10 protein-coding genes are annotated in these 14,559 nt (G+C 61.1%); 1 reads left to right on the forward strand and 9 read right to left on the reverse strand.

What is annotated here, in order from left to right; genetic code table 11:
• Window positions 1-26: 26 nt before the first annotated feature.
• From GO988_RS14380 to GO988_RS14395, 4 genes are all read right to left on the reverse strand, one after another.
• Complete coding sequence (locus GO988_RS14380; protein ID WP_157566623.1) at window positions 27-551, reverse strand: GNAT family N-acetyltransferase; 525 nt, start codon at window positions 549-551, stop codon at window positions 27-29.
• A 384-nt stretch (window positions 552-935) separates the two neighbouring features.
• The gene (locus GO988_RS14385; RefSeq protein ID WP_157566625.1) at window positions 936-1,955 is read right to left on the reverse strand and encodes a glycoside hydrolase family 43 protein; all 1,020 of its coding nucleotides are present in this window, start codon (window positions 1,953-1,955) and stop codon (window positions 936-938) included.
• A 9-nt stretch (window positions 1,956-1,964) separates the two neighbouring features.
• Window positions 1,965-3,998 (reverse strand): beta-L-arabinofuranosidase domain-containing protein, encoded by a 2,034-nt coding sequence (locus GO988_RS14390; protein WP_157566627.1) that lies wholly within the window; start codon window positions 3,996-3,998, stop codon window positions 1,965-1,967.
• A gap of 114 nt (window positions 3,999-4,112) precedes the next feature.
• Window positions 4,113-5,147, reverse strand: a complete 1,035-nt coding sequence (locus tag GO988_RS14395) for a LacI family DNA-binding transcriptional regulator (protein WP_157566629.1) — start codon at window positions 5,145-5,147, stop codon at window positions 4,113-4,115.
• A 776-nt stretch (window positions 5,148-5,923) separates the two neighbouring features.
• Between GO988_RS14395 and GO988_RS14405 the strand changes: the two genes are divergently transcribed.
• A complete protein-coding gene (locus GO988_RS14405; RefSeq protein WP_157566631.1) occupies window positions 5,924-8,407 on the forward strand; it encodes a glutaminase family protein in 2,484 nt (827 codons plus the stop codon).
• Window positions 8,408-8,463: 56 nt separating this feature from the next.
• On the opposite strand, the gene GO988_RS14410 is transcribed toward GO988_RS14405, so the two are convergent.
• From GO988_RS14410 to GO988_RS14430, 5 genes are all read right to left on the reverse strand, one after another.
• Window positions 8,464-10,074, reverse strand: a complete 1,611-nt coding sequence (locus tag GO988_RS14410) for a family 43 glycosylhydrolase (RefSeq protein ID WP_157566633.1) — start codon at window positions 10,072-10,074, stop codon at window positions 8,464-8,466.
• 46 nt (window positions 10,075-10,120) lie between these two features.
• Window positions 10,121-10,633, reverse strand: a complete 513-nt coding sequence (locus GO988_RS14415) for an RICIN domain-containing protein (protein ID WP_157566635.1) — start codon at window positions 10,631-10,633, stop codon at window positions 10,121-10,123.
• A 19-nt stretch (window positions 10,634-10,652) separates the two neighbouring features.
• The gene (locus tag GO988_RS14420; protein ID WP_157566636.1) at window positions 10,653-11,819 is read right to left on the reverse strand and encodes an exo-alpha-sialidase; all 1,167 of its coding nucleotides are present in this window, start codon (window positions 11,817-11,819) and stop codon (window positions 10,653-10,655) included.
• Window positions 11,820-11,848: 29 nt separating this feature from the next.
• Window positions 11,849-12,901 carry a glycoside hydrolase family 43 protein gene (locus GO988_RS14425; RefSeq protein ID WP_157566638.1) on the reverse strand — a complete coding sequence of 351 codons (1,053 nt, stop codon included), beginning with the start codon at window positions 12,899-12,901 and terminating at the stop codon, window positions 11,849-11,851.
• A gap of 141 nt (window positions 12,902-13,042) precedes the next feature.
• Window positions 13,043-14,539, reverse strand: a complete 1,497-nt coding sequence (locus GO988_RS14430) for a RagB/SusD family nutrient uptake outer membrane protein (protein ID WP_157566640.1) — start codon at window positions 14,537-14,539, stop codon at window positions 13,043-13,045.
• Window positions 14,540-14,559 lie beyond the last annotated feature (20 nt).

The following is a 14,559-nucleotide window of genomic DNA, read 5'->3' on the forward strand; positions in this document are numbered from 1 at the left end:
GCAGCTAAGCCCAAGGCCGCGCGCCGCTAGGGCTGCTCTTGCGGGAGCGGCAACTCAAACAAGCTCACCGTCGCGTGGTGATAATGCGGGGGTAGGCCCTGCGTATTGGTCAGCTGGGCCAAGCCCAAATACGTAAACCCACAGGCGGTATAGTGGGCAATCAGGCCTTTGTTCTCCCCAATTGTATCTAAGCGCACGAAGCGTTTGCCCCGCTGCTGGGCGTAGTGCTTGGCCCACTGCACAATCTCCTTGACCATATTACGGCCCCGAAACTGCGGGTTGGTGGCAATGCGGTGCAGGTACAGGGCGGGGTCGGCGTTCCGGGCTTCCCATATCAGGGGGTCGTCGAAGGTAATGGCCCACACGCAGGCAATTTGGTTGTCGATGACGAGCTTCCATTGCCGTTGTTCGGCCAGTTCCTGCGCAACCATAGCGCGCTCAAAAGCTGGCCATACCACCAGGCTTTGTACCGAAGCCTGGTAGGCTGAAGCCAGGGTATATAACCTGAAAATCTCGTCTATATCGGCTGGCGTACTGGGCAGTAGGTGCATGAAGGCAGAAGCAGGGGTAGCGCGCAAAGATATTGCCGAGCCAGCTCCCGCTACCCCCCTCATTCCGGGGCAGGCCAAGGCCGAGCGCAGTTGAGCCAGCGTAAGCAGTAAGTGGCGCTCGCGCTTACTAGTTTAGGGAGATAGCGCGTCCCATTTCTCCCAAGTCTATTTTCTAGAAAGTCAAAAGGCTTACCGCTATACTGCTGCAACGCTCTCCCCGCGGGCACCCGCCAAAACGTAGGCAACATAGGCTTTTTGCGCACCCTGGTCTTGGCTCTTTGGGCCTGGGCCAGCAGCGCTCAGCCAAGTAGCAGTGAAATCTTCTGCATGCGGAGAGGTAGAGAAAGGGAAACAACAAAAATAAACTGGTGCCAAAGCCCAGCGCTACTCCCCCGAAGGCACAGGCTGTGGGGTAGCCAGCGCGGCGGGCACGCCAAAATTGGGGGTGCCATCGGAGTTCCAGGTAAAGCGCTGGGCGCGGGCACTGCGCCCCTCACACTTGCCATCGGCCGCCGCCTTGGCGTGGTAGAGCAGCCAGTTCTCGCGGCCGTCGGGTGAGGTGGTAAAGCCGTTGTGGCCGGTGCCCCACACCCCATTTTCGGCCGAAGGGTGGAAGACCGGCTGGGACGATTTCACCCACGAGTCGGCCCGTAGCGGGTCGGCACCAGGGCGGGCCGTGAGCATACCCAGCGCGTAATTATCATCCCAGCAGGCGCTGGCCGAGTACACCAGAAAAAGCTGGCCTTTTTTACCCGCCAAAAACTCAGGGCCTTCTAAAATCTGGCGGCCGCCGCCTTTCTCCCACGTTAGGGTAGGGGTAGCAAGGATGGTTTCCTGAGTTGCATCCAGCGTCCAGGGATTGTGCAGGGGGGCGATGGCCAGCACGCTCTGCGGCCCCACGTAGGCCGAATACACGAAGTAGCGCCGCCCACCGTGCTCGAAAACTGTGCCGTCGAGGCCGCTGTATTTGGTATTTACCCGGCCCTTGTCAGTCCAACTACCCGTAGTGGGGTCATGGTTAGTATTCTCTAAAACAAACACATAGCGCGTGTCATCGCTGGCAGTAGCCTTGTTGGACGCGGTGTAGTAGAGGTACCACTTGCCATCAAGGAAATGCAGTTCGGGCGCCCATATTTGGGTGGAGTTGGGGCCCGTGGCGGGGGGCGTCCACACCACCGCACCGGGCGCGTCTTTCACGCCTTCCAGCGTTTTAGACTTCCAGAGGGTAATGTTTTTGCCCATTGTATTGGTGTAGTAATACTGCCCGCCGTGGCGAATTACCCAAGGGTCAGGCCCATTGGCTTTCAAAGGGTTGGTGAAAGTGCGGGCGGCCGGTGCCTGTGCCAAAGCCGCCGGGCCGCTACCCAGCAGCAGGGCTCCGAGCAAGATGTTCCAACGCAACATAGTACTTGGTTAAGGAATGACGGGTAGGGCCACTACGCGCAGCTTGGTGCAGCCGTAGGGAATGAAGGTGAGGGTTTCGGAGGCGGCTTCAACTGCCCCTTTGTACACCCCATCGCGGGGCGTGACGGGCTGCGGGGCTACCCCAGCATCGAGCTGCCAGGCCGGGATGCGCCGCCCACTGACGGTGATAGTCACGGGGGCATTCGTGGCATTCCAGTAGAAGTCGTTAGCGCTGGCCGCCAGTGGTTTTACGGCCACGGTGGTAGTGCGGGTGGGGCCCTCGACCACGGCGTGGGGTAGGCCATAGTTCCAGGGGCTACCGGGTATGATGGTGAAGTAGGGGCCTTCGTCGGCGTGGCGGTTTTCCTGCCACTGTTCGGTTATTTTGAGGGCGTACACGAGTGGACCGCGTTCCAGGGCGCGCGAGTTGCGGGCCCAGTTGCTGGTGCGCACCACCATCGGCAGGCGCAGCGTGAGGCGGTCGTGGGTGCGCCAGGTGCGCGCAATGCTGATAAGCTGCCCACCTCCGTCGGTGCGCAACGGCTGGCCATTGAGCAGCACGGTGGCCTCGGGGCACCACGCCGGCACCCGCAGGACTAAAGGGAAGGCGGTGGGTTTTTTGAGGTCAATCACGAAGCTCACCTCCTCTCCAAATGGATAAGCGGTATCTTCTTTAATGGCCACCGGCACGTTGCCATTCACGGTCGTGGTCAGGGTATTAGGTGCGTATTCGAGGGCGGCCAGGCCCTTGGCCGGCGTGGCGTACCAGAGGTGGGTAGCAAACTTGGTCCAGCCCTGGTGCATGTTGGCGGTGCAGCAGGTGTAGCCCGCGTACTGGCCAAATACGTTGTTCATGCCGTGCTCAAAAGGCAGCGAAAAGTCGAACACGCCGCGGGCCACCTGCACCTGGTTGGCCACCTGAAAATACTGGCGGTTCTCGTAGTCGTCGGTGGTTTGGGTGGGTAGGGCGTTGTAAGCAATGCGCTCCAGCGCGTCGAGGTAGGTGAGGTCGCCGGTGAGGGCCGCCGCCTGCTCCAGCGAATACATGGCTTCGACTACCGCGCACAGCTCGGTGCCCTGGGTAGGCAGGTTGCCATGCAGGTCTTCATCAGCCGAAAACATGCCCGACGGCAAGCCATGCAGCGTCATAATGTCTTGCCAGCCAGTGCGTAGCGCCTGCGGCAGCTGGGGCTGGTCGGGGTGGGCTTGGGCATATACCACGGGAAGTTTCAGGCCCATAGCCACGTTCACGCCGTGGCGGTTCATCCAATGCGCGCTGGTCTGGTTGGCGGCTGCCTCCATTACCCAGTCGCGGTTGCCCAGGTAGGTAGTCCAGGGTGTGGTTTGCTGGTAAATCAGCTCGCCCAGCTCGCGCAAAAAAGGCTCGTTGGTTTGGCGATACAACCAGTACACTACCAGGAGGTTGTCGCCCCCGCGCACGGTGCTCCACTCGCTCCATTGGCCCAGCGGGGCCGCTTGCAAATTGGCCAGCTGGTAGCGGAAGTATTTGGTAAGAAAGGGGATAATGCGGTTATCGTGGGTGGCCTGATAGTGCTGCTGCAGCACCTTAAGCATCACCATGCGCGGCCACCAGTCTTCGCCCTGGGTGCCCCGGATATCGAGTAAGTGCCCGGCCTGCTGCTCGGCCTTGGTCAGCGGCCCAAAATAGCCCGAGGGCCGCTGGTTGGCAATGGCCCAGTCGATGTAGCGCTGCACTTTGGCCAGCAAGGGCTTATCCTGGAGCAAGTGGGCTAGGGGCACGGCGCCATCGAGCCAGTAGGGGGTTTCTTCCCAGCCGTCGCCGGTGCCACCGAGCCAGCCATTGCGGTCGCGTAGCTTCGGGTACGTTTCGTCGAGGTGGCCGGTACTGTGGTCGCGCATGATTTCCAGCTGCTTGCCTAGCCAGCCAGTAGGCCGGCTGGTACCGGGGGCCAGCTCGTAGTAGGCGAGTGGGGCCAGGGCGGCCGTAGGCTGGGCCTCACTGCTAGCTCCGCTCAGCAATAGCACGGCCAAGCCCCAGCGGGCAAAGGGCGGAAATTTCATGAATAAACCGCGTAGCAGGTGGGAAGTAACAGCGCTAAGGTAGCAAAAATATGCGCAAACGTTTGCGCATATTTCGCGGAAGATTACCCTACCCCCTCAGCCAGTCGCTTAGCTTTACGCCGGTTGCCCCAGGCGCAAGGACGACGCCCGCACGAATAAATCGGGTTGCAGCACGACGTGGCGTGGCGCGTAATGCTGTTCGCGCTCCTGCATTATCTGGAATAGTAGGCTGGTGGCCGAGCGCCCCATTAGCTCGCAGTGCTGGTCGATGGAAGTAAGCTGCGGTGCGGTGAGCCGGGAGAAAAGCTCGTTGCTAAAGCCAACCAGGCCTATGTCCTCGGGTGCGCGCAGGCCCCGTTCAGTGAGGACTTGTAGCGCGCCCGCCGCCGAAAAATCGCTGCCTGAAAACACCGCGTCGGGCGGTTGGGGTAGGGTTAGTAGCTGCCGCATACCGGCGCTGCCGTCGTCCATCTTCATGTCTCCCAGTAAGATAAGGTCTTCGGCCACTGGCAAGCCGTACTCGCGAAGTGCATCTTCGTAGCCCTGGCGGCGGAGCTTATAAATGTTTAAATGCTGCGGCCCAGTGAAGTGCGCGATGCGGCGGTAACCCTGTTCGAGCAAGTGCTTAGTAGCGCGGTAGCCACCGGCCCGGTCGTCGAGCACCACGGCATTCACGTCGAAGCCGTCCAGAATGCGGTCGAAAAAAACCAGTGGAATATCGCGCTTGCGTACCTTCTCAAAGTGCCGCATCTCGCGGGTGGTGCGCGAAAGCGACACGAGAATACCCTCTACCTGAGCATTCATGAGCGTTTCTACATTGGCGCGCTCGTGCACCACATCCTCGTTCGACTGGCAGATGAGGACGTGGTAACCAGCCTTGCTAGCGGCAGCCTCAATGCCCTTCACCACTTGCGAAAAGAAATTACCATCGATGTGCGGCACCACCACGCCCAGCATGTTGCTCCGGCCTTTGCGCAGGCCCGAGGCGAGGCTATTGGGCTGGTAGCCTAGCTCTTTAGCTAGGGCCGTTACCCGCTTGACAGTGGCCTCGCTGATGGCACTGTGGCCACTAAGCGCCCGCGATACCGTGGAAATAGAAATATTAAGTTGCTGGGCGAGGTCCGTAATGGAAGCGCGTTTTTTAGCCACGAAAAGGAGAGAGGAAAGGGGTTTACTTTAGTGCAAACTGCGCAAAGTCTGCAAAGAATTATGCAAGAGATTGTGCAAAGATTGCATGAAATAAGCTTGTTTCGATTACCTGCGTGCAAGAACAATCTTCATGCAAACGTTTGCACGAATCAATTCATTTCCCTACTTTGTGGCCCAACAGCGTAGGCATTCTTGCACGGGGTTAGTGGTTACTTAGCCATCCTATTTCTCTTTTCTCCATGTCTTACCCTCCGCAACGTAAGTCGCTAACGAGCAGTAGTAGTGCGCTCAACTCTCTGCACGCCGGCTGGGCTTCAACCGCCACGTACGCACTGCCAAGCCCGGCCGATTGGCCAATGAGCCGACGCTCACGCTCCCCTACCTGAGCCAAGACGGGGAAGAAGGCTATCCCAGCAACCTGAAGGTAACCGTAGTTTACACGCTCACCAACGAGGACGCGCCTCGACTACACTACTACTGCCGAACAGGCCGAAGATGCTCAACCACACCTACTTTAACCTCAAAGCGGGCCAGGCTGAAGATGTGCTAGGCCACGAAGTGCGTACCAAAAGAGGCGCAAAGGTGGCATTGCCTACGGGCCGCACTACGGCTTTTGCCTCAAAACACAACACTTCCCCAGTCGCCCAATGAGCCGAAGTTTAGGAGCACCGTGCTGCAGCTAGGCGAGACGTTCCTTATCAACTACGGAATACCGCTTTGGCGTGCGCAAATAATAGGATTAGTCCGAATTGCTTTTACTTATTCTCTTCGCGGAAATGCATTTCAAATCACCTTGTTTTGCCTTAGTACTAAGTGGATTATCCTTGGGCGTTTCCCAGGCTCAAACGTTGCGCCCGCCCGCGTACCCGCTCCTTACCCACACCCCCTATTTCAGCGTGTGGGCCTTTCAGGAGGAGCTAGCAGGCGCGCCTACTCGGCACTGGACCGGCGAGCCGCAAGCGCTGGAAGGGGTGGTGCGGGTCGATGGGCGGGCGTACCAGTTTATGGGCCGCGCCGCGCCGCAGTACCGCGCCCTGATTCCGACGGTGCGCGAGCAGCCCTACCGGGCGCGCTACACCTTTAAGCAGCCGGCAGCGGGCTGGGAGAAAGCCAGCTTCGCGGCTGCTAGCAGCTGGCAGGAAGGAGCGGCTCCTTTCTCCGACAACCCCAGCGACCACGGCACCACCTGGACGGGCGGCGACGTGTGGGTGCGCCGCACCGTGCGCCTACCCACCCTCGGCCCCACCGGCGAGCTGCGCCTGCTGATGGAGCACGACGACGACGCGGAAGTGTACCTCAACGGGGTGCTGTTGACCAAGCAGCCGGGCTTCAATAGCAAATACGACTTCTTCGACGTGCCGCCCGCCGCCCGCCAAGCCCTGCACACCGGCGACAACGTGCTGGCCCTGCACGCCAACAGCCCCCAGGGCGGCGAGTACCTCGATGCCGGCCTCTATGAAACCCTACCCCCCCCGGCCCCGCTGCCGCTAGCCAAGCAAACGGCCGTGGCCGTGACGGCTACTCAAACGACGTACACCTTCGTGGCCGGCGCGGTCGAGCTGAAAGTCAATTTCTTGTCGCCGCTGCTGCTTGATGAACTCGAAACCGTGGCCCGGCCCGTGAGCTACGTTACCTGCACGGCCACCGCCGCCGACGGCAAAACGCACCCTACCCAGGTACTGCTGACGGAGGCTGGCACGCTGGCCACCAACACGCCCTACCAAGCAGTGAGTACTCGCCTCGGCCAGGCAGCCAGCTTGCGGTGGTCGGCGGTGGGCACCACCGAGCAGCCGCTGCTGGCCAAGCAGGGCGATAACCTGCGCATTGATTGGGGCTATGCCTACCTGGCCGCCCCCAGGGCAGTGCAACTGAGCACTGGGGAACCCGCTGTCCTGCAAGCGGCCTTTGCCAAAGCCGGCACGCTGCCAGTCGCTAGCCCTACTAAACCTGCCCAGGCGCAGCGCGTGGCCCAGGCCGCCGTGCTCGACCTCGGCCAAGTGGCCGCCCAGCCAGCCGCGCAGCACCTGCTGCTGGGCTACGACGAGCAGTATGCCGTGCAGTACTTCGGCCAGAACCTGCGGCCCTGGTGGCGGCGCGATGCGGCCATGACCATGGAAAAAGCCCTGCAAACTGCCGAGGCCGACTACGGGCGTTTGCGCCAGAAAGCCACGGCTTTCGACCAAAAGCTTTACGCCGATGCCCAGGCCGCGGGCGGCAAGCAGTACGCCGACTTGTGCCAGCTGGCGTATCGCCAGGCCATTGCGGCGCACAGCATTGTGGCTGGGCCCAAGGGCGAGCTGTTCTTTTTCTCGAAGGAGAATTTTTCGAACGGCTCGATTGGCACGGTGGACATTACCTATCCGTCAGGACCGTTGTTTTTGTTGTATAACAAGGAGTTGGCCAAAGGCATGCTGCGCTTCATCTTTGATTACTCGGAGTCGGGGCGCTGGAAAAAGGACTTCCCGGCCCACGACGTGGGCACCTACCCCCGCGCCAACGGCCAGACCTACGGCGAGGATATGCCAGTGGAAGAGGCTGGCAACATGCTGATTATGACCGCTGCCGCCGTGCAAATGGATGGCAAGGCCGACTTTGCCCGCGCGCACTGGCCTACCCTCACCAAGTGGGTCGGCTTCTTAAAACGTGATGGCTTCGACCCGGCCAACCAGCTCAGTACCGACGACTTTGCTGGCCACCTGGCCCGCAATACCAACTTGTCGGTGAAGGCCATCATAGGCATCGCTTGTTACGGCCAAATGGCCCGCCAGCTCGGCGACGCCAAAACCGCCGACGAGTACCAAACCCTGGCCCGCGACCTGGCTAAAAAGTGGCAGCAACTGGCCCAGGATGGCGACCACTACGCGCTCACCTTCGACAAACCCGCCGGCTCTTGGAGCCAGAAATACAATTTGGTCTGGGACAAGGTGCTCGGCCTGCACGTATTTCCGCCCGAGGTAGCGCAGCAGGAAATGGCCTTTTACCTCCAGCACCAGCAGCGCTACGGCCTACCCCTGGATAGCCGCAAAACCTACACCAAGTCAGACTGGATACTCTGGACCGCCACGCTAGCTACCAGCCAAGCTGATTTTGAAGCGCTGGTAGCTCCGGTGTGGCAGTTTGCCAACGACACGCCCAGCCGCGTGCCCCTCACCGACTGGCACGAAACCACCGATGCCAAGCAGCAGGGTTTCCAGGCCCGCTCGGTAGTGGGTGGCTACTTTATGAAACTGCTGAGCGACAAGCTCAACGCTAGCAAGTAGCTTCGACAAGCCCAGCAGTACGAGCAGATTTTAACGTAGCTTGATTTGGGCACAGGCTACTGGTTATTAACCAGCTCGAACCGCTCGAACGTGGCCGTAGCGGCTGGGCCCTGGGCTACTAAGCCCACGCGCACGCCCCGGTCCCAGGGGGGCAGGAACTGGCCGTCGGCCGTTGCGGTGCCCGGTAGCATGGGCTGCCAAGTGGTGCCATCGGTGCTCCAAGCGAAGGTGTAGCGGCTGCCCCCCTGGTCTTGCATGCGCAACTGCACGGCGCGAGTCGCGCCGGGCGGCAGGGCCGTTTCGGCTAGCACGCGAGCCTTGCCATCGCGGCGCTCTAGCAATTGCAATTGGGTGGCGCTCGCTACGAGGCGCAGCGAATTATTGGGGTCGCCGAGGGCGGCTAGGCCAGCGGTGGTACCGGCTGGCAGCGTAGCTGGGTTGAGCAGGGTAGTAGTAGCTACGTAGTTGGCAGCCAGGGTAGGGCGGCCTAACTCAGCGCCTCCCCGGTCGGGGCGGGCAGTGAGCTGCAATTGCCCTCCGCGCAAGGCAACTTGGGGCTTGTCTTCCACCGGCCACTCCCACGCCGACGATAGAGTAGCGTCGGCAAATTCGTCCTGCACCACCGGGGGCACTTTGGCGGGGGCGGCGGGCGTGCTGTGGTTGTTTAGGAACTGCGGCCAGCCGCTGGCGGTCCACTCAAACTCGCTTAGCACCCCCTGCCGGCCCACGTATTGGAAGCTGCCGGTTTGGTAGGCGTGGTGCAGCATGTACCAATGGCCATTGCGCTCGATGGCCGTGCCGTGGCCGGGGCAGGTCCAGGTGTCGTTTTTGGTGAGGATGGGGTTTTGGGCGTACTTCTCCCAGGGGCCGAGTAGGTTTTTGGCGCGGGCTACGCCAGTAGCGTAGGTGCAGCCGGCTCCGCAGCAGCCGTTGGCGGCGTAGAACATATAGAAGTAGCCGCCGTGGCGCACCACGCTGGGGCCTTCCACAAGGTTGCCCTCCCAGGCGGCCGTGTTGCGAAAAAGCTCGGTTTTCTCGCCCACCAAAGCCGTGCGGTCGGCATTGAGGCGCTGGGCCCAAATGGGGGTAGGCTTCTGTATACTGTTGCCGTCTTCCTTCCAAATGAGGTAGGACTGCCCTTTCTCATCGAGCATCGGGAAGCCGTCGATGGAGCCGTCGGGCTGGCCTACCAGCGGGCCGTGGTCGGTGTACGGGCCCTCGGGGCGGTCGGCGCTGGCCACGCCCACAGCTAAGTTGCCGCCACGCTTGTGCGCCGTATAAAACACGTAGATTTTGCCGTTTTCGTCGTGGTTAATTTCGGGCGCCCAGAAGTAATAATCGGCCCAGGCGGGCCGCTCGCCCGGAAACACGTGCCCCACCAGCGACCAGTGCTGCAAGTCATCCGATTTTAGCAGCGGAAAGGTCGGCCCCCAGTTCGACGACGTAGCCGTGGCCCAATAGGTGCTGCCCACCTTCGTCACCGACGGGTCGGGGTAGTCGCCGGCCAGCACAGGGTTGGCAATGAGGGTAGCCGCTTTGGCGGCGGTGGCAGCCGGGGTTTTGGCTTTTGCCAGCCGTTGGGCCGCGGCAGTATTGGCTAGCAGCAGGCCGCCAGTCACCGTTAAGCAAGTGAGAAGATTAACCTGAGATTTTCTGGAAATGAGCATAAATAAAAGCGGGAGCACCAGCCGCGTAGGAGACGCGGCCGCCCCTTCACATGGTCGGGTGTTGCCTATAAAGCGTCCAAAATTGCAGCGGAGCATCCATTTTTTTAGCTAGTAGAATGGGCGTATTCACCGCCCCGGTAGCATGGGCCGGCGTGACGTACAAGGCCGTGCCGCGCAGCCGGATGCGGTAGGTTTGCCCCACGCCCGGCTCAAATTCCCACTGCTGGCTGGCTTGGTTGGCAGCCAGGGGCCGCTGGTGCAGCGCCGCCCCGGCGGCCGGGGCGGCATCTGGTTGGAAGGTTTTGTGCGTGAGCAGGTTTTGCAGGCGATATACGTTGCCCTCCACGTGCTCAAAATTCCAGGTCATGTATTTCCAATTGGTAGGGGGGTAGGCCACCAGCGCGGTGCCATCGGCCGACTGCGCATCCTGAATGCGGAGCAGCAAGCCGGTTTTAACATTGCGAATAGCAAACGTGCCTTGCAGCACTTGGGCAGTGGCAGGCGCGGCCCACCCACTGGCACCCAGCAGCACACAGAGGTAGTAGGGCAACAGTTTCATGCGCTGGTTCTTGACTTGGTTACCTGGTTTTACGACGCGTCGCGGTTTTGGGCTGGGTGCCGGCCGGTTTGGGCAGCGGCGCAGTTTGGTAGAAGGCTTGGCAGCGGCCATCCACAAAATCGAGCGCGATTTCCAGCACCGTCAGGCCGTCGGCGGCGGGTAGCAACTGCGAGCTATAGTTAGGGCAGGGATTGTCTTTGGCATCAGGTACGGGCATGGGGGCGGGCACTTCGGCCCAAGCACCCTGGCCATTTTGGGTATTCACCATGTACACCTGGCCATTGGCAGCAGCCACGGCGTTGTCGGTGTTGTTGAGCAGCATTTGGCCGATAGCCAACACCTGGCCATTAGGATTGCCTTTTTGCGGGGCCCAGGCCACGGTAGGCGCGTGGGCAAAGTGGTGCCCGTCGGTAGACTCGATGCGCTGGCCGTTGTCGGCGGGGTCGCCCCAGCTCACGCCGTCGGGCGAGGTGCGCACGTAGGCGTCGCAGCCCAGGCCGCAGATTTCGTAGCTCATCAAGTACTGGCCGCTGGGTAGGCGGCGCACCACGGCCATACCGGGGCGCAGCTTGCCATCGGCCTTGCCTACGTCGATGATTTCGGCGCTCCACGTCAGGCCGCCGTCGGTCGAGGTTTTGTGGGCTAGCAGCTGGTTGTAGCCCTCCGCCTTGTGCTCCTCGCTAGAATAATACACCACCAGCCGGCCCTGCGCATCGAGCAAAAACTCAGGTTCCCAAAGGCCAATAAACCCGCTGACCGGCGTGCTGAAGTACGTCCAGGTGTGCCCCCCGTCGAGGCTGCGGTGCAGGCGAATGCTGCACGGCCCGCGTCCGCCTTTGTCGGTGCCTACCGAAGTGGCCCAGAGCAAGGTGCCGGCCGGCGTATCACCCTGCTTGGCCGGCATTTCATACAGCCCGCTGCAACACATGCTCGGCGGCGTAGTCTCCGGCACGTCTGCCAGGTGCTGCCAGGTTTTGCCGTTGTCGGGGCTTTCGTAGATGGCGCCGGCCTTGCCCGCGTCGAAGCTGGCCAGCAGCCGGCCCGCGTTGCTGCCCTGCCCTAGCCTGATAACGCGGGGGTAGTAGGTAGGCCGGCTCGGGTCGAGCTGGGTTTGGGCCAGGGCCGGGCCGGCCAGCGCCAGCAGCAAGCCCACTGCCCAGCTTAGTCGATGAAGTAGCTTTTCCATAGCTCAGAAAAACAAGTAATTAGCAAGGGCTACTCGCCAGAAGGCCGGGGCAGCGGCGTGTTGAGGAGGGCGGGCCGGCCAAAGTTGGGCGAGCCATCGGCGTTCCAGGTAAACTTTTGCATGCGCGGATTGCGCAGGTCGCCGCAGCCCTGGCCGGGCTGGCTGTTGGCGTGGTAAATCAGCCAGTCCTCGGTGCCGTCCTTCGACTTGAAAAACCCATTGTGGCCCGGCCCGTAGGCGTTGGTGTTCTGGACAAAGACCGGGGTAGGAGACTTGGTCCAGTTGCTGGCCACGAGCGGGTCGGCGGTGCTGCTCATGCGCAGCTGGCCTAGGCCGTAGTAGTCGGTGCCACAGTGGCTGGCCGAGTACAGCAGAAACGTGTTACCCCCGTGCTGGATAATTTCGGGCCCTTCGTTGACGGGCACGGTGCCGTATTTTTCCCAGTCATAATCGGGCTGGCTCAACTCCACCCGCGGGCCGGTCAGGGTCCAGGGGTTGCTCATTTGGGCAATGAAAATGCGCTGGGTATCGTCGTTGGCGCGCTGGCCCGACCACAGCAAATAGCGCTTGCCGCCCTGCTCAAACACGGTGCCGTCGATGGCCCAATAGTCGTCGGCCTGGGTGTAAAGGCGACCCTTCTCGGTCCAGGTGCCCTGGGTAGGGTCGGGGCTGGCGTTTTCGAGCACCCACAGGCGCTGGCCACCGCAGCAGTTGCCCGGCCCCGCCGTGAAATAAATGTACCACTTGCCATCCAAAAAGTGCAGCTCGGGGGCCCAGATGTCGCGCGAGTTGGGCCCGTTAGGGACGGGTTGCCAGGCTATCACAATAGGGCCCGTGGCCAGCTCCGACATCTTGGCCGTTTTGCGAATGCGCACGTCGCCGCCGCTCGTTATCAGGAAGTAGTAAACCCCGTCTTTCTGGTACACCCACGGGTCGGGGCCGCTGGCCAGCAAGGGGTTAGTAAATGTAGTGGCCGTTGGGGGAGGGGGAGGGACCGGGGCCGGTGCGGTGCCCGTTGCTACGTTTTTTTGGCAAGCCCCGCAGTTGAGGCCCAGCAGTACAAAGAGGAGTAAGTGGCGCATCGATTTAGCCTAAAAGCATGAAAAAGCAACTGGTGCCTCGGTCCATGGGGGGTAGCCCGCCATAGCAAGGCCGCCGGAATAGTGGTATTCCGGCGGCCCAGGTAGTAGCACCATAGCGTAGCGGCAGCTGCTGGTTACGGGTTAGTAGCCAGGGTTTTGCTTGAGATTGGGGTCGGCCGTGAGGTCGGTGCGGGTGATGGGATACAGTTCCGATTTACCAATCACGAAGTTGATAAAATCGGGGTCGTGGTTGGGGGCCTTCAGCACATCCAGGCTAGCCTGGGTGCTAAGCAGGCCCCAGCGGTTGAGGTCTAGCCAGCGGGTGCCTTCACCAGCCAGCTCGCACACGCGCTCGTGCATAATCTGGGTGCGCATCTGGGCTTGGCTGAAGGAGCCAGTCAGCGGCGTGATATTCACCGATGGGCGACTCCGCACTTGGTTGATGAGGGGTAGGGCCGCCGCGGTATTACCCAATTCGTTCTGCGCTTCGGCTTGCATCAGCAGTATGTCGGCGTAGCGGATGAGGCGGAAGTTGATACCCGAGAAGTAATTCTCGAAGTTCTGGATGCGGTCATCCTCATACTTGTGCCAGAAGGTATCGGTAGTCGGCACCTTACGCGCCTCGTACGTTTGGCCAAACAGCAGCATGGGGTAGTGAAATACCGTGATGTCGCGGCGGGGGTCCACGTCGCCGGTCGTCGTCTTGTCGCTCATCTCGTCCAGCAGCCACGGGCGGGCGCGGCCATCGGTCCAGCCGATGCCGGGAGGGCCAAAAAACTGGGCGCGTTCGAAGCCTTCGCTGGCACCGGCCACGTCTTGAACACCGCCCTGGTTCACGCTGGAAAACTGTACTTCAAACACCGACTCGCTGTTGTTTTCATTGGCTATCGTAAAGTTATCCAGGTAGTTGGCCACCAGCGCATACTTACCCGAGCTGATAATGGCCGTAAACAACGCCGACGCATCCGACCACTTGTGCTGCTGCATGTATACCCGGCCGAGCAAGCCCTGCGCCGAGCCTTTAGTAGCGTGGCCCACGCTGTTGCTCACCGGTAGGTCGGCGATGGCGGCCTGCAAGTCGCTCACTACCTGCGCCATGCCCGTAGCAATGGTCCCCTGCGGAGCCGTGCTGCGCACGGTGGAGGGGTCCAAGATTAAGGGCACGTTGCCGAAGTACGTCACGAGGTTGAAGTAGTACACCCCCCGCAGAAAATGCGCCTCGGCCAGCAGTGTTTTTTGCAGCGTGGCATCCATCTGGATGGTGGGCACATTGGCTAAAATTTGGTTGCAGCGGTACACGCCGCGGTAGTGGTCTTCCCACATCACGCGCACGGGCTCCAGGTCGTAGTCGAGCTGCACAAAGCGGGTCGAGTTGGCGAGGTCAGTCCAGGGGCTCAGGCTGTAGCCTTCGTCCGAGCGGATGTCATTGGCGAAGTGCACCCAGCGGGCGTAAGTGCCCGGAAACTGCAAGGCCGAGTAAGCCGCCGCTACGCCAGCTTGGGCATCGCTAGCCGTTTTCCAAAAGTTCTCGACGGTAGGCTGGTTCGGATTGACCTTATCCAGCAGGTCCTTCTGGCAGCTGGTCGAGAGCGCCAGGGCCCCAAATAAGGCCACCACGGTACGCTTATGAAATTGCATAATAATTAGAGCTAAATGGG

The sequence above is a fragment of the Hymenobacter ginkgonis genome (assembly GCF_009755225.1).
Classification (GTDB): Bacteria; Bacteroidota; Bacteroidia; order Cytophagales; family Hymenobacteraceae; genus Hymenobacter; species Hymenobacter ginkgonis.

Bases quoted from the DNA above. Each gene is read 5' to 3' on its own strand.
- GO988_RS14425 (WP_157566638.1), bottom strand. From the start codon at position 12,901: ATGCGCCACTTACTCCTCTTTGTACTGCTGGGCCTCAACTGCGGGGCT.
- GO988_RS14405 (WP_157566631.1), top strand. From the start codon at position 5,924: ATGCATTTCAAATCACCTTGTTTTGCCTTAGTACTAAGTGGATTATCC.
- GO988_RS14385 (WP_157566625.1), bottom strand. From the start codon at position 1,955: ATGTTGCGTTGGAACATCTTGCTCGGAGCCCTGCTGCTGGGTAGCGGC.
- GO988_RS14420 (WP_157566636.1), bottom strand. From the start codon at position 11,819: ATGGAAAAGCTACTTCATCGACTAAGCTGGGCAGTGGGCTTGCTGCTG.
- GO988_RS14390 (WP_157566627.1), bottom strand. From the start codon at position 3,998: ATGAAATTTCCGCCCTTTGCCCGCTGGGGCTTGGCCGTGCTATTGCTG.
- GO988_RS14415 (WP_157566635.1), bottom strand. From the start codon at position 10,633: ATGAAACTGTTGCCCTACTACCTCTGTGTGCTGCTGGGTGCCAGTGGG.
- GO988_RS14410 (WP_157566633.1), bottom strand. From the start codon at position 10,074: ATGCTCATTTCCAGAAAATCTCAGGTTAATCTTCTCACTTGCTTAACG.
- GO988_RS14380 (WP_157566623.1), bottom strand. From the start codon at position 551: ATGCACCTACTGCCCAGTACGCCAGCCGATATAGACGAGATTTTCAGG.
- GO988_RS14430 (WP_157566640.1), bottom strand. From the start codon at position 14,539: ATGCAATTTCATAAGCGTACCGTGGTGGCCTTATTTGGGGCCCTGGCG.